The 21058-nt window shown below is 68.4% G+C and carries 15 protein-coding genes and 1 tRNA gene; 6 read left to right on the top strand and 10 right to left on the bottom strand.

Features of this window, described 5'->3' with window-relative positions; all coding sequences use genetic code 11:
• Positions 1-14: 14 nt before the first annotated feature.
• From AB0J69_RS56455 to AB0J69_RS56430, 6 genes are all read right to left on the bottom strand, one after another.
• Positions 15-2564, bottom strand: coding sequence for a hypothetical protein (locus AB0J69_RS56455; RefSeq protein ID WP_364136607.1), 2550 nt, complete (start codon positions 2562-2564; stop codon positions 15-17).
• Positions 2561-4417 carry an ATP-binding protein gene (locus AB0J69_RS56450; protein WP_364136605.1) on the bottom strand — a complete coding sequence of 619 codons (1857 nt, stop codon included), beginning with the start codon at positions 4415-4417 and terminating at the stop codon, positions 2561-2563. The genes AB0J69_RS56455 and AB0J69_RS56450 overlap by 4 nt, the downstream gene beginning before the upstream one ends.
• Entirely contained in the window at positions 4414-5370 is a 957-nt protein-coding gene (locus AB0J69_RS56445) for a PrgI family protein (protein ID WP_364136603.1), read from the bottom strand. The genes AB0J69_RS56450 and AB0J69_RS56445 overlap by 4 nt, the downstream gene beginning before the upstream one ends.
• Entirely contained in the window at positions 5367-6908 is a 1542-nt protein-coding gene (locus AB0J69_RS56440; RefSeq protein ID WP_364136601.1) for a hypothetical protein, read from the bottom strand. Before AB0J69_RS56440 ends, AB0J69_RS56445 begins: the two co-directional genes overlap by 4 nt.
• Positions 6909-7120: 212 nt before the next feature.
• A complete protein-coding gene (locus AB0J69_RS56435; RefSeq protein ID WP_364136599.1) occupies positions 7121-7537 on the bottom strand; it encodes a pilin in 417 nt (138 codons plus the stop codon).
• A gap of 299 nt (positions 7538-7836) precedes the next feature.
• Positions 7837-8655 carry a hypothetical protein gene (locus AB0J69_RS56430; RefSeq protein ID WP_364136597.1) on the bottom strand — a complete coding sequence of 273 codons (819 nt, stop codon included), beginning with the start codon at positions 8653-8655 and terminating at the stop codon, positions 7837-7839.
• Between the two features lie 645 nt (positions 8656-9300).
• Between AB0J69_RS56430 and AB0J69_RS56425 the strand changes: the two genes are divergently transcribed.
• The 4 genes from AB0J69_RS56425 to AB0J69_RS56410 all read left to right on the top strand — a co-directional run bounded on the left by AB0J69_RS56425 (position 9301) and on the right by AB0J69_RS56410 (position 13404).
• Positions 9301-10260 carry a hypothetical protein gene (locus tag AB0J69_RS56425; protein WP_364136595.1) on the top strand — a complete coding sequence of 320 codons (960 nt, stop codon included), beginning with the start codon at positions 9301-9303 and terminating at the stop codon, positions 10258-10260.
• Entirely contained in the window at positions 10260-11156 is an 897-nt protein-coding gene (locus tag AB0J69_RS56420) for a DNA methyltransferase (protein WP_364136593.1), read from the top strand. Before AB0J69_RS56425 ends, AB0J69_RS56420 begins: the two co-directional genes overlap by 1 nt.
• A 305-nt stretch (positions 11157-11461) precedes the next feature.
• On the top strand, positions 11462-11713 hold the full coding sequence (locus AB0J69_RS56415; RefSeq protein WP_364136591.1) for a helix-turn-helix domain-containing protein: 252 nt from the start codon (positions 11462-11464) through the stop codon (positions 11711-11713).
• A complete protein-coding gene (locus AB0J69_RS56410) occupies positions 11710-13404 on the top strand; it encodes a tyrosine-type recombinase/integrase (RefSeq protein ID WP_364136589.1) in 1695 nt (564 codons plus the stop codon). The genes AB0J69_RS56415 and AB0J69_RS56410 overlap by 4 nt, the downstream gene beginning before the upstream one ends.
• Before the next feature lie 414 nt (positions 13405-13818).
• Here the strand turns inward: AB0J69_RS56410 and AB0J69_RS56405 are convergent, their stop codons facing one another.
• Both AB0J69_RS56405 and AB0J69_RS56400 read right to left on the bottom strand, forming a co-directional pair.
• On the bottom strand, positions 13819-14193 hold the full coding sequence (locus tag AB0J69_RS56405; RefSeq protein WP_364136587.1) for a hypothetical protein: 375 nt from the start codon (positions 14191-14193) through the stop codon (positions 13819-13821).
• 176 nt (positions 14194-14369) lie between these two features.
• A complete protein-coding gene (locus AB0J69_RS56400; RefSeq protein WP_364136585.1) occupies positions 14370-14903 on the bottom strand; it encodes an ATP-binding protein in 534 nt (177 codons plus the stop codon).
• Between the two features lie 207 nt (positions 14904-15110).
• On the opposite strand from AB0J69_RS56400, the gene AB0J69_RS56395 reads away from it, so the two are divergent.
• Positions 15111-16385 (top strand): helix-turn-helix transcriptional regulator, encoded by a 1275-nt coding sequence (locus AB0J69_RS56395; protein ID WP_364136583.1) that lies wholly within the window; start codon positions 15111-15113, stop codon positions 16383-16385.
• 43 nt (positions 16386-16428) lie between these two features.
• Here the strand turns inward: AB0J69_RS56395 and AB0J69_RS56390 are convergent, their stop codons facing one another.
• Both AB0J69_RS56390 and AB0J69_RS56385 read right to left on the bottom strand, forming a co-directional pair.
• Positions 16429-19134 carry a tetratricopeptide repeat protein gene (locus AB0J69_RS56390; RefSeq protein WP_364136581.1) on the bottom strand — a complete coding sequence of 902 codons (2706 nt, stop codon included), beginning with the start codon at positions 19132-19134 and terminating at the stop codon, positions 16429-16431.
• A 602-nt stretch (positions 19135-19736) separates the two neighbouring features.
• Positions 19737-19812: transfer RNA gene (locus AB0J69_RS56385), tRNA-Lys, on the bottom strand.
• 133 nt (positions 19813-19945) lie between these two features.
• On the opposite strand from AB0J69_RS56385, the gene AB0J69_RS56380 reads away from it, so the two are divergent.
• A complete protein-coding gene (locus AB0J69_RS56380) occupies positions 19946-20893 on the top strand; it encodes a tyrosine-type recombinase/integrase (protein ID WP_364136579.1) in 948 nt (315 codons plus the stop codon).
• Positions 20894-21058: the final 165 nt, after the last annotated feature.

Below are 21058 nucleotides of genomic sequence, written 5' to 3'. Positions count from 1 at the left end.
AGAGCGTGGGTCGGTCAGTGACGGGTGGGAGCTGAGGGCGCGCCGGGGTCACCCTCGTGAGAGGCGTGGCCGGGCGTTGTGCTTGCGATGGGTCCGGACGCCTGGACTGTTCGCCGGGCAGCTGCCGGTCTGGTGAACCGCTGGCGGGATGCCTGGCGGATCTCTTCCGCACGGCCGTCGACTGCGGTGGGCAGGGGCCGGGTGCGCAAGGTGAACGCGGAGGTCTGCTGCCCGTCGATGACGAGCCGGGCGGCGGCTTGGTAGGCGCCGAGATGGGTGAGGTCGTGCGGGCTGATCAACGGGGCAGTGTGGTGCTTAAGGTCGTTCGCGTCTTTGGGCGAGGCGTTGAAGTAGATCTTGTTGCGGGCGTCTGCGGAGAGGGCTTCGCGCAGGTCGGCGGGAAGCTGGTCGAGGTGCTGGTGGGCCAGGACCAGGGACAGCCGGTAGCCGCGTGCCTCGGCGAGCACGTCGTTGATGTGGCCGGGCAAATGCAGGAAGTTATGGCACTCATCGATCACGAGCGAGGCATCCGGCCTGTCCGACTCGGCCAGAGCGGAGCGGCGGGTGGCGGCCTGCCAGGTGTGGGCGAGCAGGATGGAGCCGAACAACCGGGCGGCGTCATCACCCAAGATGCCCTTCGGGAGACGGGCCAGAACCAGCCCGCCTCGGTCGAGGAGGCGGCCGATGGGCACGGTGGTGTCCGGGCTGGCCAGTGCCTGCCGGACGAACGGGCGGAGCAGGACGGCGCGGAGCTTGTTCATCACCGGGCCGATGACGGTGGCCTGTCCGGCGGGGGTGAGGGCTTCGTAGGAGTCCCAGAACCCGGCCAGCAGCTCATCGCGCAGCTCGGCCGTGGTCCGGGTACGGAAGGCCGCGTCGGTGAGCAGCCGGGGTACGTCGGCCAGGGTGGCCTTGCGGCCCAGGACGCTGGTCAAGGTCAGGCAGGTGGAGCGGAGCAGGTCGTCCACCCGCGGCCCCCAGGCGGAGGAGAAGCAGCGGTGAAAGATGGTGACGACGGAGTCGACGGCGAAGGCGGGATCGTGCCCGGCGAGGATGTTGATCGAGGGTGGCGGAGCTGAGTCTTGCGGGTCGAATACGACCGTCTTGCCGACGGCGCGCTCGGGGAGCCGGTTGAGGATGTCGGTGACCAGGTCTTCCTTCGGGTCGATGACCAGGGCGCCTCGGCCTGCCGCCGCGTCAGCCAGGACCATGTTGGCGAGCAGGGTGGATTTGCCGACGCCGGTGCCGCCGAGGACGTGGGTGTGGTGGCGCGCGTCGGCCACGGGTAGCGCGACGGGCCGGGGTGGGCCGCTGTCGGCGTCCCCGAGGATGCGGGCGGTTCCGCCCTGCGTGGTGCGGGGTACGGCCGGGGACGGCGCTATCGGGCGGGCTCCGGCGCGGGTGATGCCGGGCGCGTCGATATCCCAGGGCAGGTGGGCGAGCGCGGCCAGTTCGGCCACCGAGAGCAGATAGCCGAAGTCGAGGCGGCGCGAGCTGATTACGCGTCGGGCGTGCCAGAGGTGGGCTCGGCGCAGGTACTGGTGGCTTCTGGTGTACAAGGCGAAGACGCCGGCCAAGGCGTGCGCATGGCCGCGCAGCCAGCCACGGGCCAGAGCAGCAGGCTCGCGGCGCACTGGCGCGGGGGAGTGGGGTTCGCGGCTGGTGGCGACGGCGTAGCGGACGGCCACGGTGTAGCGCGGCTGGCTCGCCTTGGCCAGGATGGCACGCACTTGTTCGGCGCGCTCGGGAAAGTCACGGGCCAAGTCACTGGGCCGGTGGTGATCGCGGGCATCGGGCAGGGGAAGGACCTCGTCGAAGACGCGGCCAAGGAGGTGGCGGCTTCCTCCGCCACGCAGCTGAGCGGCTGCCCGGTAGGCGTGCCGCAGCCGCCTGCCGGTCGTCGGACGTGCCAGCACCTGCACCACGGCGTGCTCGCCCTCGCGCAGTCCGCCCGTGGCCTCCAGCAGCGATCGGATGGGGTCGTGATCGTGGTCGGTCTTGAGCGGAAGATGCTCGGGCGCGGCCAGCACCAGCCGTCCGCCCGCGACCTTCGCCTCCATCGGCAGCGGCGAGGTGGCGGGGCTCGTCGTGCTGGTCGCGCCGGGCCAGGCAGCCTGGATGGCCTTCTCCACGATCCCGGGCGGGATGGTGCCGGGTACCCACAGCCGGATCCGGACGCCCGCCTCGCTGCCGCAGTACTCCCACACCAGGTGGGGCTGGCCGGCCAAGGCGCGTTTCCACGCAGGCCGGAGCAGGCCGACGAGCTGCCGCCACAGCACCAGCGCGCCCTCCGGGTCACTGCGGGGCGGGCTGGAAATCTCGATCAGCCGGGCCTCGGGAGCCATGTGGGCGTGCTGTAGCCAGCCGAGCAGGTAGCGCACGGTGGCCGTCACCGCCCAGACGGCGGTGAGGGCCAAGGCGAGGCGCGGGCCGTGGGTGAGGGCGAGACTGGGCAGGCGGGCAGGCAGCTCGGCCAGAAAGTCGAGGGCGGTCTGCACGTCGTGGTCGTCGATGCCGCACAGCAGGCACGGCCCGCTCGGGCTCGGCGTCGAGTTGCTGGTCATAGCGGGTCGCTCTCCTCGTTGTCGTCCTGGCTGGGGGAGGCGCTCTCGTTGTCATCGGGCGGGCCGGGTGGCTGCGCGTCGTACGCCTGCAGCGCGCCGGGTTCCTCGTGCTGACCATGCGGATCGAGGTCGGCGAGGATCTTCGGGTCGGTCGTGACCAGCCGGGCCTCCAACAGTGAGGAGACGATGTTCAGGGCTGTCCGGCAGGAGGGGCCGGCGACCAGGAGGGCTTCTCCTCGTTCGGCGGTGAGCAGGAACTGGCGTTCGCCGTCGGTCAGGTCGAAGGCGTCCCCGACCGCGCCGATGGCTTGGGGTGCTTGGCGGAGCAGGATCTGGCTGGCGGCGTTGGCCACGATCGCCTGCCCGAGTTCGGTGCCGAGCAGGTCGGCGGCGTCCTGGGTGACGACGGCGAGCCCGGCCCAGTGCTTGCGCGCGGCTTTGGCCATCCGGAACAGGAAGCGGGCGCCTTCGGGTTCCTTCATCAGCAGCCAGGCTTCGTCCACCACGACGAGCCGTTTCTTGCGGTCGCGGGGGTTGGCCACCCGCCGCCAGATGGCGTCCAACGCCAGTAGGGTGCCGACCGCTTTCATCTCCTCGGGCAGGTCCCGCAGGGAGAAGACGGTCAGGTGTCCGGCGGGGTGGGTGGTGGTGGGGCCGTCGAACAGCTCCCGGTGGGAGCCGGTGACGTACGGGGCGAGCTGCGCGGCCAGGTCCGCGCCGTGCTTGTCGGCCTTCAACGTGGTGACCAGGTCGGCCAGCAGCGGGGCGGGCCGGGTCCAGGTGTTCGGGTCGCGGGTGATCCCGGCCGCCGCGTACGTGGCGAGCAGGGCGGTGTCCAGGCTCGCCCGGGTCTGCGGGGTGAGCTGGGTGCCGCCGAGCATGCTGGCGATCAGGGTCTGCAGGAACATGGCCTGCCGGGACAGCACGTCATCGTGCGGGCCGTGGCTGGCGGGCATATCGAAGGGGTTCCACCGCACCCCGGAGGCGCCGAGCCGCAGATGCGTGCCGCCGACCGCGCAGGCGAGGCGGGCGTACTCGTCTTCGGGGTCGACGACGGCGACCTCGACGCCCTGATACAGCAGGCGCAGGGCTTCGAGCTTGGTGAAGAAGCTCTTACCGGCGCCGGATCGGGCCAGGACGACGGAGTTGTGGTTGTCCTGGGCGAAACGGTCCCAGACGACGACGCCTGTGCCGGTGGCGCTCAGCCCGTACAGCACTCCGGTCTCGCCAACTGGTGCGGCGAGGTCGGGCGAGGTGAACGGGAAGGCTGTGGCCAGCGCGGTGGTGTCAAACGTGCGCGTGGCGTTGAGGGAGTCGACGCCGAGCGGCAGGCTGGTCGTCCAGCCCTGCAGGGCGCGAAACGTCGCCGGTTGCGCGTCCAGCAGCAGGGACGAGGCCAGCGCCCGGACTCGCTCCACCTCGGCGGCCAGTTCCTGCTCGGAAGGAGCATGGACGGTGAGGTAGAGGCCGACCTTGAAGAGGCGGCCGTGGCCTCGGGCGAGCTGGTCGGCCAGGGCGGTGGCGTCGTCGGCGGCGGCTTCGGCGGCGAAGTCGGCGAGTCGGCCGTGGGCGGCGTCGGAGCGGCTGGTCGATTCCAGGCGGGCGAGCTGGCGGCGCAGTCGCATCGCGGCGACCTGCTGCGGGATCGGTTCAATGTGCAGGGAGACATCGAGGTGGCCGGGGTAGGTGAGCAGGGGTTCGAGCCATCCTGCGCCGACCTCGCGCGGGTAGCCGGTGATGGTGAACGACGTGCAGACGGTGCTGGGCAGGGTCAGGGTTCGGATACCAACGTGCGCCGACCCCGGATGGGCGAGAGCACTGGGTTGATGGTCGCGGGTGCGGCGTAGCTTCACGACGTGCTCCTGATAGTCGAGGTGATCAGTTCGTCGGGGAGGGCCTGGCCGAGTGGGTGCTGGCCGCCAGGGTCCAGACATTCGGCCAGCGTCTGGCTTGCGTAGTCGGCGTCGAGCACCCGGGTGGCGATACCGAGCGCGGCCAGGCTCCGCTCGGTATCGGCGGCGCGTTGCAGGACGACGGCGGCGCTGGCGTCCCGGCGTACCGACCGGCGTCCCTGGTTGCTGGCCGGATGGTCGCGGAGCACAACGAGCACCTGCCGGGTCAGCAGCTCGCGCGAGCTGTTCAGCTCCGCCAGATAGCGAGCGTGCTCGCGGGCAGCGGCGGCCAGCGCGGGGTGCGGCAGCACCTGCGCCTGCTGCTCGACGGTCTCGACCAGGTCGGACAGGTCGGCGGGGCGAGCCCGGGTAAGGATCTGCACGGGCGCCTCTAGCGAGTTCAGCCACCGGCCGAAAGCCCCGACCAGAGCCGCCTGCTCGCCGGTGGTGCGGAGGTGGAAGGACAAGGTGCTCGTCTCGACCAGGACGGCCACACCGCCGTCGGCGAGCTCGAGCGCGCCGTCGGTGCGGACCGCCCGCACCGGCAGGCGCAACGGAGCGGGCAGCTTCCCGCGCAACCGGCACCATCGGGGCGGTTCGACGACTCCCTCAGGCGCGCACACCAGTCGCTTGTGAGTGCGGGCATGGAGCAGGGCGGCCAGAGCGAAGCGGTCCAGGCTGAGTCCATCCCGTCGGCCGAGCGCGATGGTCAGGCCCAGCGTCACCAGCGGCAGCACGATGGCGGCGAGGATGACGACGGGCAGCAGATGGTGGAAGAGGTAATAGATGGCGGCGGCGATGCCGCCGGTCAGGGTGGTGATCAGGATTTGGCGAAAGTTCAGTCCGTAGGCGATCTTGTCGGGCTGGGCGAGGTCAGCCGGAATGTTCGTGATCAGCGGTTCGGGCTCGTTCACTGGCCGTCCCTCCGGCTGGTCCGGCGAGGTGGCGGATCAAGGTGGAGCTGAAGTTGCCTGGGCCGGGGCGTTCGGGTGGGCATGCCCGGCAGCATCGGCTGGGTCCAGGGCGGTTTCGGGCGGATCCACCGGCCGCCCGGCGGTGCCGCAGCAGGCGGTGTGGGTGGGCGAGGCACGCGGGTGACCGGGAACGGCAGGGCGAGTTGGCGTCCCCGCGCGGCGGGCGCGCTTGGCCGCCGCGCGCCTGAGCCCGTGGTGGTGGGTGGGAGGTTGAGCGGCAGCTGGAGCTGCTGAGGGCCCCGCTGGCTGGATGCCTTGGGTGCGTTCACCGGTGCTGTTCCTGTCGTGGTGGTGGGTCGACCTGTCGGCTGCGCTCCGGGTGGTCTGCCGGGCGGCCGGGGAGGGCGGCGCCGCCCTTGCTGGCCTGCGGGGCCGGGCGGCCGACGCCGCCCGGCTGACGTGCGGGCGCTGACGCGGGCGGCTCGACCACTCTTAGTCAGGGCAGTTCTGGCCAGGCCGAGGGTCTTGTAGACGATCAGCGCCTTGACCAGGCGGCTGAGGAGCTGGGGCTGGGCGGGTTGCCAGACGGAGCGGGCCACCCAGCCGGGGATCTTGATCAGGATGAACAGCAGGCCGATCAGCACCAGGGTGTCGATGGCGCGCATGACGATCGGTTTCACCGCCGCCAGGACCGGCTGGTCGGAGCCGGTGGTGAAGGCGTCGGCGGCGTCGGTGAAGTACACCTTGAACGCCAGGATGAGCACGAGCGCCTGCAGTACCTGCATGACCAGCAGCCCAGTGAAGGCGCGCCACCACAACCGGGCGATGTGCTCGGTCTGCGGCAGCGCGTGACACAGCAGCGCCAGCGGCGCCGCGATCATCAGGAACAGCAGCAGCGCGATCCGCACCACGGCGATGAAGGCCAGGATGAGGCCCATCACCACCGCGATAGCGACCATCCAGATGAAGAACATCTGCGGGGCTGCCAGTTGGCCGACCGGGTTGGCGAGCTTGTTGGCGATCAGGTCGCTGGCCCGCCGCCCGTCGACGCCGTCTTCGAGCAGCGCGGCGACCAGGCCGTTGGCCAGCTCGATGGCGTACTGGCAGAGGGTGAGTGAGAAGTTGAGCGTGATGGCGGCGACCACTGCCCGGGGTGCGACCTCGGCGGCGGTGGTGGAGCTCTGCACGCTGCCGTACGCCATCACGATCACGCCGCCGGCCAGCACGAACAAGCCGAGCAGCGTGTTGGCCACCATCCGCACGTGCGCGGACAGCTCCTGCACCCGCTCGATCATGTCCGGCGGCGGCGCGGACAGCAGCAGCGTGCCCACGGTCTGGAAGGCGGGCTGGATCGCCTCGGTGACAATGGAGCCGAACCAGCCGTTCAACGCCCGGTTGATCTTGCAGCCGAAGTCCAGCCAGCCGCACTCCTCCGTCCCGCCGTCCGGCTGGGGCGTCGGCTCGGAGGCGGGTTGCGGCTCTGATGCCGGAGTGGTGGGCCTGGAACTCGGCTGTGGGTGCGGTGGCGGCGTGAGCATCGGCCCGGTCGGTGTTGATGGCGTCGATCTCGGAGCAGGTGTGGCGGGCGGTGTGGGCTGCGGATTCGAGGCTGGCGAGGGCACTGGTGGCGGCTCTGGCTCGGCGGAAGCTTGGGTGGCGGTGACGGTGAGTGTGATGGCGATGATGGTGAGGATCTGCGCCAGGCGGTGCTGAACGGTCGGGAAGGTGGGTGGTGGCTGGCGAGTCACGGTCAGGCTCCGACGATGCCCTTAAGCACGCTGACCAGCAGCGGTGCGAGCACCGCGATGCCGTAGCCGAGCGCGGCGTAGCGCAGGGTCTTCTTGGCCGACTCGACCTCGCCGGGGTCGCCGCCGGCCAGGATGTAGCGCACCCCGCCGACGGTCAGGAACAAGGTCGCCAGGGCGACCAGCAGGCCGACGATGACGTTGCGCAGGTTGTCGATCACCGCGTTCAGCGAGGCCGGTGCGGCCAGAACAGGGACGGCGGTCAGGACGGAGCTTTCGGCGGTGGCTGTGGCGGCGTGGGCGAGGGCGTATTCGAGCGCGGTGCCCAGGACGATGCCGCCGAGGACGATCAAAGCGATAAGCGCGACTCTGAGGCTGTGGGTCTGGGACGAAGCGGTGGTGCGGCGCTGGCGGGATCTCATGTGCTGCCTCCTAGGCAGTGGCGGATGCGTCGGATGACTGCGGGCGGTGAGGGCGGCGCGGAGGTGCCGGGCCGGTCGCGGAACCGGATGGGCGTCCTCCTTCAGGGAGCGGAGCTAGTGGGCTGGGCCGGGTGACAGGGACCGGTGACCAGGTACGGGTCCCGCTGTCGGGTCGGCGCCCTCCGCGCTGCCTTCTCACCGGTTAAAAGACCTGGGTGAAAGGCCGAGTTAGGACATGAGGGCCAGCGGATTTTGTGGATCCTTTGCTGGCCGCTCTCGGCTGGTGCCGGTGGCGATTGCTACAGGTCGCCGCGTTGTATTGCCTGGTGGAGGGCGGTTTCGGCGCGCTGGCGGCGCTTGATCGCGGTGCAGTAGAGCAGGCCATCGCGGCGGCAGTAGGCACTGAGCGGCATGCCTTCCAGCCGGGTGCAGATGATCAGCTGCGCCTCCGCCGCGGTGACGATCCTTTGAGCAACGGCTTGCGCGAGAAGCTGATCGGGGTGACCGGCCGGGTAGGCCAGGGTCTGCCTGCCGCTGTCGGCCCGGTCGGTGAGGTCGGGGTCGGCCAGCAGAGTGGGCTGACCGGTAGCGTGAGCACGGAGAACGGCGGTGTGGGTCAGTCGTGAGAGCCGCAGCAGCGGATGTGACCAGGCCAGATTCACCTCGCAGAGGGCTTCCAGGTAGGCCGTCAGAACCTCGGCCTCCAGGTCCTCCCGGTCGATTCGCTCGGCCGGGATCGCGCCGACGAGCGCTGTCATGAGACGGCGCAGCATCGGGATCGCCAAGATGACGGCGGCGACCATCCACGCTCCTCGGTGGTCGCGTGCCTGGCCGATCAGGTGCCGCCACACGTGGTCCCGGGTGGCGCGTGAGCAGGACGGGTGCAGCAGCATCTCGCGCAGCTCGCTGAGCGGGATTGGCCGGGCCGGAAGCCCGTTCCCGAGCTGGGCGCCGTCCACCGATAGCGGTTCGGGGCCGCGCATGAGCAGGTCGAAGGCGCGCTCGGCCACATCCAGTGGCAGCGACCCGCCCGAGCCCCGGTCCTCACCGAGTCCCATGTCGGCGGGGGCGCTTTCCGCGTCGAGGTCCGCAGCGGACAACGTCTCGGTGGAGGTCATGCAGGTCGCACGCGAGTTGTCCGGGGCAGTGCGGTCGACAGGTGGGCTTGTGGTGATCGAGTTGCTGGTGGTGGCGTCCTTGGAGAGTTGGACCGAAGAGTGAGACATGGCGACGCTCCGAAAGGCTTGATCGGTACGGATGTCGCCATGTCGCCAGAGAGCCCGGCCAAGAACCGGACACAAACTGATCAGTTATCGAGCACGGCAAAGATCACGCCGCTTCTGGATAACGCTCCGGAACCATGGATGACCTGCGGAAACGTTGAGAAGTACGGAATGTGTCCGGCAGGAGGTACGAAGGCGCCAGCAGCGGCGTCCTGCTGAAAGTCCTTCTGACCTGCGGTGATGAGGCGCGGCTGAAACCTCGGGTCAAGCTTGCGTCAAGCGATGAACCGGAGCCTGGACACCAGCGCGGACGGCGTCGAGCCGGATGGGTCCCGCCGTCAACGGTCTCGCGAGCATCCCGCAGTGCGGCTTGCCCACAGGCTGTGGACGAGAAGCCGGGAGCCGCCGAGCAACGGAGCTCGGTGACGGCTGGTGGCCTTGCCGAAGCTTTGCTAGACGGCCTGTCCAAACTCGGGTCGTACGGCAGGTATTTGGAACAGTGACAGGGATCGGTGGCCCGGCACTTCGGGCCACACCCACATGACCAAACCCACGACGCCTACCTCAAGCACTTCCACCGGCACCTGCAACTCGTCCACTGCGGCCGAACCGGATACCCGTCTCCGCGGCCCTTCTCTTCCGCCGGATCGCCAGCCCCAGGACACGAACCAGGGCCATCTGCCGCTGTCGGTATGGGCGGTGGCGGCCAGCACTGAATCACCCGCTACCTGTCCGGCAGGGTGCTGCCGTCCGATCAGCGGTCCGCTGGCCCGTCACCTGGTCGCGGCGTGCACGCGGCTGGGCGAGACCGTGGTCCACCTCGGCGCGAGCGACCATCAACTCGTCTCGGCCGCGCTGACGGCTGGCTGCCTGCCGGTGGCCGTCTTCACCGACGCAGCCCGGGCGGGCGTGTCCTGGACCTGCCTGGCCCGCACCCACGCCAACGACGACCTGGAGGTCACCGAGCTGCGCATCACCGATCCCGGCGAGGACTCCTCGCTGCTGGCTGACCTCGTAAGCAGTGCGGGGTTGGTCGTCGCCGAGCAGACCTGCCACCGCGACTCCATCGGTCGCCCTGACGTCGAAGGCGAGGTTTTCGACCTTGCCAATGCGGCGGCGCTGGTCAGGCCGGACGGGCATCTGGTGGTGGTCACTGCCCTGCACAGGGAAGACGGCGTGGCCGACCCAGTACCGGAGATCATCGCCCGGGCTCGCGACGCAGGGCTGGTGTATCTGCAGCACATCGTCGCCCTGCGGCATCCCATACGGGACGGGAGGATCGACACGGATCTTTCCCGCCGTAGCTTGGCCGCGATCGCGGATCTGCCGGAGTGCGCCGGGTTGCCAGCGAGCGCTCGGGTGCACAGTGACGTGCTCATCTTCGCTAGGCGCAAGAGGTCCTCACCGTTTGGTGACACGGCCACGCCCTCCGTTGGCGGCTCCAGCACAAGCACACTGATCGGGGCCGACTCCATCGAGCGGGATGGGGGCGAGGGTTGATGGCCGAGGTGACGACGTCGGTGTGGGCGACGGGGCAGCGGCCGTCGCGGGTTCAGCGCAAGGGCCGGTACGTGCCGGAGTCGATGCGGCATCCGGGCAAGATGCTGCCCTCGATCGCCGCTCGGGTGATTGAGACCTATACCGAGCCGGGGGAGCTGGTGGTCGATCCGATGTGCGGGATCGGCACCACCCTTGTCGAGGCCACCCATCTCGGCAGGCACGCCGCTGGCGTGGAGTACGAGGAGAAGTGGGCGCGCCTGGCGGTCGCCAACCTCGGTCACGCCCGCCAGCAAGGGGCGACCGGCTTCGGGCGCGTGATGGCTGGCGACGCCCGGCACATCGCCCGGCTGCTGCCGGACCTGGTCGGGCGGGCGGCGCTGGTGCTCACCTCGCCGCCGTACGGGGCGGCCACTCACGGGCACATCCGCTCCACCCGCGACACCGGCGAGCCGGGCGTACGCAAGTGGAACCAGCGCTACTCCACTGACCGCGCCAACCTCGCCCACCAGCACCTCCCGCACCTGTTGGAGGGGTTCGGCCGCATCCTGGCCGGCTGCGTGGAGCTGCTGCGGCCGGGCGGCGTGGTGGCGATCACGGTACGGCCGTACCGGGTGCGCGGCGAGCTGGTCGATCTGCCCGGCCACGTCCACCGTCTGGCCGAGAAGGCGGGGCTGGTGTTCGCGGACCGGATCGTGTGCCTGTTGTGCGGGCTCGGCGACGGCCACCTGCTCAACCGGGCGTCGTTCTTCCAGCTGCATGAGGCGCGCAAGGCCTGGGCACGCGGGGTGCCCATCCACGCCGTCGCGCACGAGGACCTCCTTGTGCTTCGACGACCGCAGACGCCACCCGAACCCGAGCCTCACGCTGCTCTGACCACCGTCCGCGAGCTGCAGTAGCAACACGCGCCCGCCCGGCCCCGGCTCCGCATAGGGGCCGGGCGCTGGGGCGCGGCCTGAACCTACGGATTTCGCTTGACGCGGGCCATGGAGGTGGGCGTCGATACCGCCCGCCACCCATCCACCCCCGTACCGAACCCCGGGCCAAGGGGCTGTGGCCGCCCGTCGATGACGGCCGGTCACACCCCCGCCCCTGGAGACCGGACGGGGCGGACCGGGGGCGTAGCGCCCACCACAGCCCGCCGGGAATGCGCGGCCCCAACGGGCCGCATGACCTTGTTCAGCAACGCTCACGGAGGTGAGGCATGACCAGCAGCACGACCCCAGCCAGCCACCCGGCACAGCAGGCAGCGCCCGAGGTGATCAGCCTGCTCGCGGCCGGGCGGCTGCTCGGCCTGGGCCGCACCACGACCTACCGCCTGGCCCGCGCGGGGCAGTTCCCGTGCCGGGTCCTGCGGATCGGCGGCCGGTACGCGGTGCCGGTACGCGGGCTGCGGGCGCTACTCGACTGCACCAAACCGGACACCGGTAGCCGTCCGGCAAGCGAGGAAGGATGACCATGATGGCGAGAGACTCGAATGCGGCAGCGGGTAAGGACTCGAACGTCGCCAAGGGCACCACGTTCAAGATCTGTCGGTGCATCGATCCCGAGACCGGCAAGAACATCAGCAAGACGTGCCCCAAGCTGCGCCGCCCGCACGGAGATGGCGGGGGCCGGTGGAGCACCTCACACGGCACGTGGGGATATCAGCTCGAGCTGCCTGCCCACGCTGATGGCAAGCGGCGCACTCCGCTGCGCCGCAGCGGGTTCGCGGCGCTGGAGGATGCCGAGGCCGAGCTGGACCACGCTCGCGGCCTACTTGCTCTCGATCCCGAGCCGGCCGTCCGGCGGCAGATCACCAAGCTGATGCTGTCGATGCTCAAGGACACCAAGAGCCTGCCCGACACCGAGGAGGTACGGCGTAAGGTCCGCACCCGCCAGGACCTGAACCGGCACGTCACCGTGGCCGAGTGGCTGGAGGAGTTCCTCAAGCGCAAGCGCTCTATCGAGGAGACCACGAAGCGCTCCTACGCCTCGCACGTCCGGCTCTACCTCAACCCTTACCTGGGGGAGATCCGGTTGGACCGGCTGCGTGTCTCCGACATCGCGGGCATGTTCGATGCGATCGAGGAGTTCAACGACATCATTGCCGCCGAGCGCGCCAGTGGCGATCCATCCCGGGTGGCCTCGGTCCGCTACCGGCGTCCGGTCGGGCCGACCACTCTGCACCGGATCCGGGCGACGTTGCGGCACGCGCTGAACATCGCGATCAGCCAGGACCGGCTGCTGGATTTCAACCCGGCTGCCGTGGTCGAGCTGGCTCCCGCCGTACGGCCCAAGCCGGTCATCTGGACGGAGGAGAAGGTCATCCAGTGGCGCGAAGACCACGCCGCGCATCTGGACAGGGTCAAGCGGGCACGTGCGGGCAAGCGCGTTGACCCGATCGCCGTCTACATCGGAGCGTCCCGGCCGTCGCCGGTGATGGTGTGGACGCCCGAGCAGACGTCGGCGTTCCTCGCCTACGCCCGCCGGGATCGGCTGTTCGCCCTGTATCGGCTGATCGCGGTACGCGGGCTGCGGCGCGGTGAGGGGGTCGGCGTGCGCTGGCCGGACGTCATCTTCGAGAAGGGGCGGATCGGCGTGCATTGGCAGATCACCCAGCTCGGCTGGGATCCGATTCAGGGCACCCCGAAGACCGATGCCAGTGACCGTGAGATCGCTGTCGATGCCGAGACGATGGCGATCCTGAAGCAGCACAAGAAGCGCCAGGTTCAAGAGCGGCTGGCGGCGGGTGAGGACTGGGTGGACAGCGGGTTCGTCTTCACCGACGAAATCGGCCGCCCGCTGCACCCGCAGCAGGTGACCGATCGCTTCTACTGGCTGTGCTACCAGGCAGGTCTGCCGCCGATCCGGCTCCACGATCTCCGTCATGGCGCGGCCACCGCGATGCTCGCCGCCGGGGTGGATATAAAGATCGTGCAGGAGACGCTCGGGCACACCTCCTCGGCCTTCACCCGCGATACCTACACCAGCGTCTATCCCGAAGCCGCCGCTGCGGCGGCCGAGGCCACTGCAGCTCTTTTCGCGGGGCCCGCCGTTCCTGTGTCTGGTCCGGTGATGTCAAGGCGGAGCACTGCTCAACCTGGAACGAACGCCAAGACGGACGGGGAAGCTGGTGGATCGGTGATCCCGATGCCGATCCGCTGATCGGCCGTCGAGAGGCCAGGGAGAGAGTTGGCAGCAGGGCGGTCAGTCGCAGGACTGGCCGGCCTGCCGCTGAGGGGCCGTGCGGAGGTGAGAGAGGTGCGATCCGTCCCGAGCTTGCTGGGCATCTGGGCGGCAGGCACTGCACTCAGCAGCAGCGGCACACGCTTGAGGGGCAGGTGGCTGCCGGACGTCTGTGGGTCGGACGATCCCTCGCATCGCGGCCCTGGGTTTCCGCGATTGTCCCAAGGCGAGGGACCGCCCCCGGCAACAGTCAGGCGTTCCGGGGAACGCCGTGACCATCACCGTGTGGGTGACCGACTGGCCTCATGTTGAGGACCGGCTCGCCACCGGGTCCGAGGATGCGTTCAGCGGAACCGCACCCACCGGGGCTCCGCCCGGCCGCCGCCGACACCATCACCGGGGTGCCGGATGATGAAGCTCCGTAGCCCGGAAATGGGTACCGGCCGTGTCGTATGGAGCGGGACTAGCGACGCTTGGGGTGGTCGCGGCCAGGACGTAGCCGATGCGCTCGGCTGTCGCGGCGAGATGGGTGACCTCGGTGATGGGTTCGTTCCATGACCACCAGAACAGCCATTGGCCGTGTTTCGGTGCTGCGGAGATGATTTCGGACATGGTGGTGGCTTCGGGGTTGATCACGCGCAGGCGCGGTAGCCGGTCGCCTTGGGTGAGCAGGCGAGTGTGCAGGCCGAGGTGTTGCAGCGCCTTTTGCAGGTTGTCGAGGTGAGTGGCGGCTTCGGCGGCCATAGCGGGATCGATGGGGTCGGGCATGGTGGACTCCGAAAGGTGGTGGATGGCGGCTGGGGCCGTAGCTCACGGGCTGGGCGCGGAGGGCCGCTGCGGGTGTTCGGGATGTGGCCGGTTGCGGTGGGCGGCTCGCTGCTCCAGGGAAACCGCCCGCAGGGGGCCGCGAGGCCGACGATCCAGCGGTCCCGCGACGCAGCCGGTTAGACCGGGGCGCTGAACAGCTCCTCCAGTTGCCCCGGGGTGGGCTGGCGGTCGAGGTGACACCAGACCAGGCGCAGCCCTTTTGGTGGTTTCTGGTGGCTTCCCCACCGTCCGCGCGACAGGCGTTCCACGATTGCCAGTCCGCGCCCATGCTCGGAGTACAGATTCGCGGTCTGGGGCGGAATGTTCGTCGGCGTCGTGCACACCGATCCGGGATCGGTTACCGCCAGCCGGAGGTAGTTCGGTGCCTGCGACAGTTCGAGCGTGATCGCATCAGCATCATCACCGATGCTGGAGACGTCGGAGTATCTGACGGCGTTGGTGACCAGCTCTGAGGCCGCCAGGGTCACGATCTCCCGGGCGGGATGTTCGGCGGTGAGCCACTCGGTGATCGCTTCGCGAGCCAGATGCGGGGCCCGGTCGCTGAGCGCGAGCCGGAGAGCGCCAAGTTCGTGCAGATCGACCCGTGGAGATGGGACGTAGATCACCGTATCCTCCTCGCTCACGACGGGAGCGCGCAGCAGCTTCGACATTTCAGGATCTCCATCCGTGTGCATGGCACGGCGTATTCGTTTCCGAGGATGCGCGAGCATGGTTCGCGGGACGTTTATGCCGTTCAGCAGTAGCGTGGCCAGCGCGGGGAGTCGAAGTCCATATTTCGCGTTGGGCGCTTGTTCCCCGCCGTTTCCCCAGGCTGCGGGGAAAAGCAGGGAAAACTACTCGGGCGCATGGAGGCGACGGTGGGCGAAGAGACCTTCGGGCAGGTCCTGCGCGATCTACGCGGCAACCGCACCCTCGAAGCGGTGGCACATGCGGCGGGCATCTCCACCAGCTACGTCTACAAGCTGGAAAACGATCAGAGGAAGCCAGCCCGTAGAGTGGTCGAAGCGCTGGAAGTCGCGACCAATGCACAAGGCGCGCTTATCGAGGCATCTGAGAGAAATGGGAAGAAATCCGCTTCAAACGCGGATACGTTCCCTCCTATCGCCACTAAGAGCCCAGTGCGTACTCTGGATATAAACGACCATTACGGGGAAACCGGGGAGGACGCCACGGAACGCCGACGGCTGTTCGGACTGGCCGCCAGTGCGGGAATCGTCGGCTTCGACGAGATCGTCCGACAGGAACTCGACCACACGACTGATCGGCCCCGCAGTGCCGAGGACTGGGACATCACGCGGGCCGATCACCTGCACGCTCTGCGCACACGCCCACCCGCCCAGGTCATCAAGGACCTGTCGATCGACCTGTACGCCCTACGGCAGCAGATGCACACCACGTCCGGCGACGAGCTGACCGAGCTGTACCGAGTAGCGGCCCTGCTGGCCGTCATCCAGGCCAACGCGCTGACCCGAGTCAGCGACCACGGGGCTGCTATCCGCTGGTGGAGCACCGCTCGTAAGACCGCTGACGCTTCCAGAGACCTTGAGCTCCGTCTTCTGGTGCGCAGCGAAGAGGCCATTCACGGTCTGTACGGGCAGCGAGAGCCTGAAACCGTCCTGCGGCTGATCGAGAATGCTCGCCGCATCAGCCGCCGTCCATGGCCGCGTCTCATGACCGCCAGAGCAAAGGCGCTGGCGCTGCTGAACCGCTCCAAGGAAGCAGCCGATACCCTGCGCGATCTCCATGATCACATGGACAAGGGGATCGTCGGAGATCGCTGGGAATTCTTCAAGCCGGATCAGATCCCGTTCGCCGAGAGCTGGGTAGCTGCCTACTCGCACAACGAGGCAGCGGCGGACGCTGCCCGCGGCCGGGTTCTTCAGATCATTCCCGAGCGGTCCTACCAGTACCGCATGAACGCTGTACTCCATGAGGCGATCAGCACGGCGGCGCTTGGCGGAGCGGACGAGGGCGCCAGACTCGCAGCCGAGCTGATCGACTCACTGCCCGCCGGCTTCCGGACCAATCACATCTGGGAGACGGCGCGCATGGTCTTGCGCGCGGTACCGCTGGAGCAGCGGGAACGTCCAGCAGTAGGGGAGTTGCGCTCGCTACTGACCATCGAGCCCTGACGGCGGGCGCCGCGAAAACGACGCCCGCCACCCTGCGACAGCTTTACACAAGCTTGGCGAGGCCGGCCCGTACAACGGTCGTCAGTGGATGATCTGCGCCCAGCACCCGCTCGCAGTCGGTCAGTGTCGCCTCGTACAGCGGAATGGCTCGCCCCAGATCTCCCGCCGCCTGATATGCGGCGGCAAGGTTGTTGCGGGAGTTCAAGGTGTCGGGATGGTCCGTGCCTATCACTCGCCTGTAGTCGGCGAGGGTGGCCTCGTGCAGGGGAATGGCTCGTCCCAGATCTCCCGCCGCCTGATATGCGGCGGCAAGGTTGTTGCGGGAGCTCAGGGTGTCGGGGTGGTCGAGGCCTAGTACCCGCTCCCGATCCGTCAGCGTCGCTTCATGCAGGGGAATGGCTCGCCCCAGATCTCCCGCCGCCTGATACGTGACGGCAAGGTTGTTGCGGGAGATTAAGGTGTCGGGATGGTCGAGGCCTAGTACCCGCTCCCGATCCGTCAGCGTCGCTTCATGCAGGGGAATGGCTCGCCCCAGATCTCCCGCCGCCTGATATGCGGCGGCAAGGTTGTTACAGGAGTTCAAGGTGTCGGGATGGTCGAGGCCTAGTACCCGCTTCTGATCAGTCAGCGTCGCCTCGTATAACGGAACGGCCTGGCTGAGATAGCCTGCCGCCTTGTAGGCGTAGGCAAGGCTGCTGCGAGAGGTCAAGGTGTCGGGATGGTCCGGGCCCAACACCCGCTCCTGATCGGCCAGCGTCGCCTCGTACAAGGGAATGGCCTGACCCAGGTCTCCCGCTGTTTGATATGCGGCGGCAAGACTGCTGCGGGAGTTCAGGGTGTCGGGGTGGTCCGGGCCGAGCACTCGCTCCCGATCGGCCAGCGCTGCCTCGTGCAGGGGAATGGCGCGGCCAAGGTCTCCCGCCGCCCGGTAGGCGTAGGCGAGGTTGTTGCGGGAGGTCAAGGTATCGGGGTGGTCGGTGCCCAGCACCCGCTCGCGATCCGCCAGCGTCGCCTCGTATAAGGAAATGGCGCGGCCAAGGTCTCCCCCTGACTCGTAGGCACCGGCAAGGTTGTTCTGTGAGTTGAAGGTGTCGGGGTGGTCGGTGCCCAGCACCCGCTCGCGATCCGCCAGCGTCGCCTCATGCAGCGGAATGGCGCGGCCAAGGTCTCCCACTGACTCGTAGGCACAGGCGAGGTTGTTGCGGGAGGTCAAGGTATCGGGATGGTCGACACCCAGCGCCCGCTCATACACCGTGCACGCGCGTTCGAGGAAGGCAATCCCACGGATGATAGCCCCCTGGTTGCCGAGAAAAAGGCCGGCCCCGTTGAGCAGGCGGGCGCTGGTGGCGGTGTCGGCATCTGGGGTTGCGGGACTGGTCAGGGCCTCGATGTGTGGTATCAGCGCCCGCCAGGTCGGCCAGCTCATCGGATCTTCCCAAGATTCGGGCAGGGCATCGTCGAGCAGGTCGGTGGCTTGATCACGCGCGGTGTCGATGTCGGCGCAACGGCGATGAGGATCGTCTGCGTCTGGAGTACGGGCAACGGCCTGGACCAGCCGATGCACTGTGACTGCCTGGCCATCGAAGGTGATCATGCTGTATGCGGCCAGCTCACCCAACGCATGCCACACCTGCGCCATGTCGGATGTGAGGGCGTCCAGCAGGCGGCGAGGGATCGGCTCGGCGCCGTACCAGGCCAAGACGCGCAGCAGATGCCCGGTCAGCGGGGTTGCGGCGAGCTGGTCGAGGGTAAGGCGCCAGATGCGGGCAATGGTGCGCTCTCCATCCGCACCACGAGCAGTCCGGTCATACATCATCGTCGGCTGATCTCGAAGCAGGTCTAGGTAAGCGCGCGGGGTTAGTCGGGTCTGGTGCAGGTAGGCGCCGGCCTGCTCGATGGCCAGCGGCAGCCAACCCAGTTCGCGCACCAGTTCGGCCATTCCGTCCAAGGCGGCGGGTACAGCCCGCTTGAGCCCGACCTGGACGACTTCCAGAGAAAGGTCCGGGGCAGCGATCCGGGTCAGCAACTCGATCGCCTCTTGCTCACCGAGCACGTCCAGGCGCAGCACCTGGGCGTCCAACCGGTGCCAGCCCTCGCCCAGCCGACTGGTAACCAGCACCTGCCCGATCAGGGTCCGCTGCAGCAGAGGTCGCACGTCGGTGGGGTCAACGACGTTGTCGAGCACCAGCAGCCACCCCTGATGAGTGGCCAGCCAGGCGGTGGCCCGCTCGGCCAGCGCCTCTAACGACAAGACCGCAGCTAGCTCGGGCTGTAACGCGGCCGCCAGCCCGGCCAAGCCGGCTTGTACGGCCGGACCAGAATCAGCGGTGATCCACCACACCGGATTCAGCCCGCCGCCGGATTCACACTCTCGCCCCGCCGTAGAGGGTCGTGTGGCCTGAGAGAGTGCGTAGTGGGCGGCCAGCGTGGACTTGCCCACCCCGCCCAGCCCGTGCACCGCGGCCACCACCACCTCACCCCCGCTGCGCAGCGCCACCTCCAACGTGGCCAATTCCTCGCCACGCCCGACGAACGTGCGCGTATGCCTGGGTAGATTGACCAGCCCTGGCGGCGCAGTCACCTCGGTGACAGGCCGCAGTGCCGCCTCCGGTAGTACCGTCATTGTTTCGTTGATGATCTGGTCGCGCGCGGCCTGATTAACCCGGGCATGTCCGAAGGCCGCGGCCTCCATCCAGACCTGTGGTTGTTGGTATCCGGAATTTCCGGCCGACGGCAGAGGGGCGTTCATCGCTCGTTGATCATCTGGTCGGACTCAGCTTGGTAGACGCAGACCGACATCGAAGCCTCCGCCGCATCTGCAACGCTTGTCCCGTCGTCGCCGCCGGAGACGATTCCCGCCGCTGTCATCCTGGCGCCCCTAAAGACCTTGCGCCGCAAACCTTGTGTGCAGCTATCGCCATGAACACATTCCGCATTACTCCATCCGATCACAGCGTAAGGTCTCAAACCTGCTGCAGAAGAGTGAACGAGTGATCCGAGCAGATCCCTCCTGCTAAGGAGCGCGGTACGGCCGCCGCCATAAAGGCACGTGGATGTGGCCGAAGGCGGCTTGACCGGTGGTTGGACGGGTCTGCGGTCAAGCCGGGCGTGTTCCCCCCGCCACCCCTTCCGCCATAGCCTTCTGTTGGGTGTCGCTCGGGTCTGGCTTTACAGGTCCGCCCTGGGCGGCCAATGCCCGGCAGCGCAAACCGGCTCATTTCGATTACGCCATCGGCCCGCCGATGTGCCGGACGCGTGCCGAAGAGCATGTGACGAGCATGAACTCGGCCATCCTGGCCTCTCAGAGGAGGGGCGAGAATCGAGAAAGCGCAGGTCGGATGGGGTGTGGAGTGGTAGGGCGCCCGGGGCTCGAACCCGGAACCTACGGATTAAAAGTCCGCAGCTCTGCCAATTGAGCTAACGCCCCCACACAACGGTGCCCTGACGTGCGCGAGGACGCGACAAGTCCTCGCAACCCTAGCGAGCACACATTGACCACAGCATAGTATCCGCGCGTGACCCCCAAGCGCAGCCGGGACCGCTCCGGCCCCCTACGACCCATGCTCGAGTCATGGTCGCTGGCGCTCAAATCGGCCAACCGAAGCGCGGGCACCATCACCTCGTACCGCCTCACCGTCACCCAGTTCTGCGACTACCTCCACCACCACCGTATGCCCGACACCGTCGACGGTGTCGACGCCGCGCAGATCCGCACCTTCCTCGCCGCCTGCATGGAGGGCTGCTGGAAGGACCCCGACACCAAGGAGATCCCCTGCGACTGCGGGACCGTGGCCCGGAGCCCCGGCAACGCCCACAAGCACTGGCGCAACCTCAAGGCCTTCTTCAACTGGCTCATCAACGAGGGCGAGCGCCACGGCGGCCACCCCATGGCCAACGTCGGCGCCCCCAAGGTCCCGGACAACCCGACCGCGGTCTTCAGCGACGACGAGCTGCGCGCCCTGCTGAAGGTCGCCGGCGGCAGCGACTTCGCCGATCGCCGCGACACCGCGCTCATGAGGCTGTTCATGGACATCGGTGCGCGCGTGTCGGGCCTCGCCGATCTCCGCTACAGCACCGACCCTGAGGAATCGGACGTCCAGCTCAAGCAGGGCCTGCTTCGGATCCGGCTCAAGGGCGGCAACAGCGTCTTCGTGCCGATCGGCGCGAAGGCCGCCCGGGACCTCGACCGCTACATTCGCGCCCGGGCGCGTCACCCGAACGCCGGCTCGGAGTGGCTGTGGCTCGGGCCCAAGGGGCGCCTGACAACCTCGGGCATCCGGCAGATGCTCCGCCGCCGCGGCAAGCAGGCCGGGGTGACCAACGTGCACCCGCACCGGTTCAGGCACACGATGGCCGACGACTGGCTGGAGGCCGGCGGCAACCCGCAGGACCTGATGAGGATTGCCGGGTGGAAGTCGCTGCACATGGTGCTCCGGTACGGCCGGTCGGCCGCGGACCGTCGGGCGCAGCAGGCGCACGCGAAGCTGTCGCCGGGCGATCGGATTTAACGATCAATGGCCACGGTTGGACACTGTCTTATGAGCGATACTCACGTTACCTCGCTATTCGGACGTTTCGGTCATCGCTGCTCATAATGAGTGCGTTACTCACGGTCATGGTGACTGTCTGTGAGGTTACGGATCCGTCTTGGTGCTAATAGTAATGGCGCGCCA

This window comes from Nonomuraea sp. NPDC049709, assembly GCF_040674815.1.
GTDB lineage: Bacteria > Actinomycetota > Actinomycetes > Streptosporangiales > Streptosporangiaceae > Nonomuraea.
Note: the sequence above shows the minus strand (reverse complement) of the source record. Positions and strands in the feature narration are given on the sequence as shown.

What these genes read in the sequence shown, in the direction of transcription:
- AB0J69_RS56435 (WP_364136599.1), bottom strand. Translation starts at nt 7,537, where the DNA reads ATGAGATCCCGCCAGCGCCGCACCACCGCTTCGTCCCAGACCCACAGC.
- AB0J69_RS56455 (WP_364136607.1), bottom strand. Translation starts at nt 2,564, where the DNA reads ATGACCAGCAACTCGACGCCGAGCCCGAGCGGGCCGTGCCTGCTGTGC.
- AB0J69_RS56380 (WP_364136579.1), top strand. Translation starts at nt 19,946, where the DNA reads ATGCTCGAGTCATGGTCGCTGGCGCTCAAATCGGCCAACCGAAGCGCG.
- AB0J69_RS56410 (WP_364136589.1), top strand. Translation starts at nt 11,710, where the DNA reads ATGACCATGATGGCGAGAGACTCGAATGCGGCAGCGGGTAAGGACTCG.
- AB0J69_RS56440 (WP_364136601.1), bottom strand. Translation starts at nt 6,908, where the DNA reads ATGCTCACGCCGCCACCGCACCCACAGCCGAGTTCCAGGCCCACCACT.
- AB0J69_RS56390 (WP_364136581.1), bottom strand. Translation starts at nt 19,134, where the DNA reads ATGAACGCCCCTCTGCCGTCGGCCGGAAATTCCGGATACCAACAACCA.
- AB0J69_RS56420 (WP_364136593.1), top strand. Translation starts at nt 10,260, where the DNA reads ATGGCCGAGGTGACGACGTCGGTGTGGGCGACGGGGCAGCGGCCGTCG.
- AB0J69_RS56415 (WP_364136591.1), top strand. Translation starts at nt 11,462, where the DNA reads ATGACCAGCAGCACGACCCCAGCCAGCCACCCGGCACAGCAGGCAGCG.
- AB0J69_RS56430 (WP_364136597.1), bottom strand. Translation starts at nt 8,655, where the DNA reads ATGACCTCCACCGAGACGTTGTCCGCTGCGGACCTCGACGCGGAAAGC.
- AB0J69_RS56405 (WP_364136587.1), bottom strand. Translation starts at nt 14,193, where the DNA reads ATGCCCGACCCCATCGATCCCGCTATGGCCGCCGAAGCCGCCACTCAC.
- AB0J69_RS56400 (WP_364136585.1), bottom strand. Translation starts at nt 14,903, where the DNA reads ATGTCGAAGCTGCTGCGCGCTCCCGTCGTGAGCGAGGAGGATACGGTG.
- AB0J69_RS56425 (WP_364136595.1), top strand. Translation starts at nt 9,301, where the DNA reads ATGACCAAACCCACGACGCCTACCTCAAGCACTTCCACCGGCACCTGC.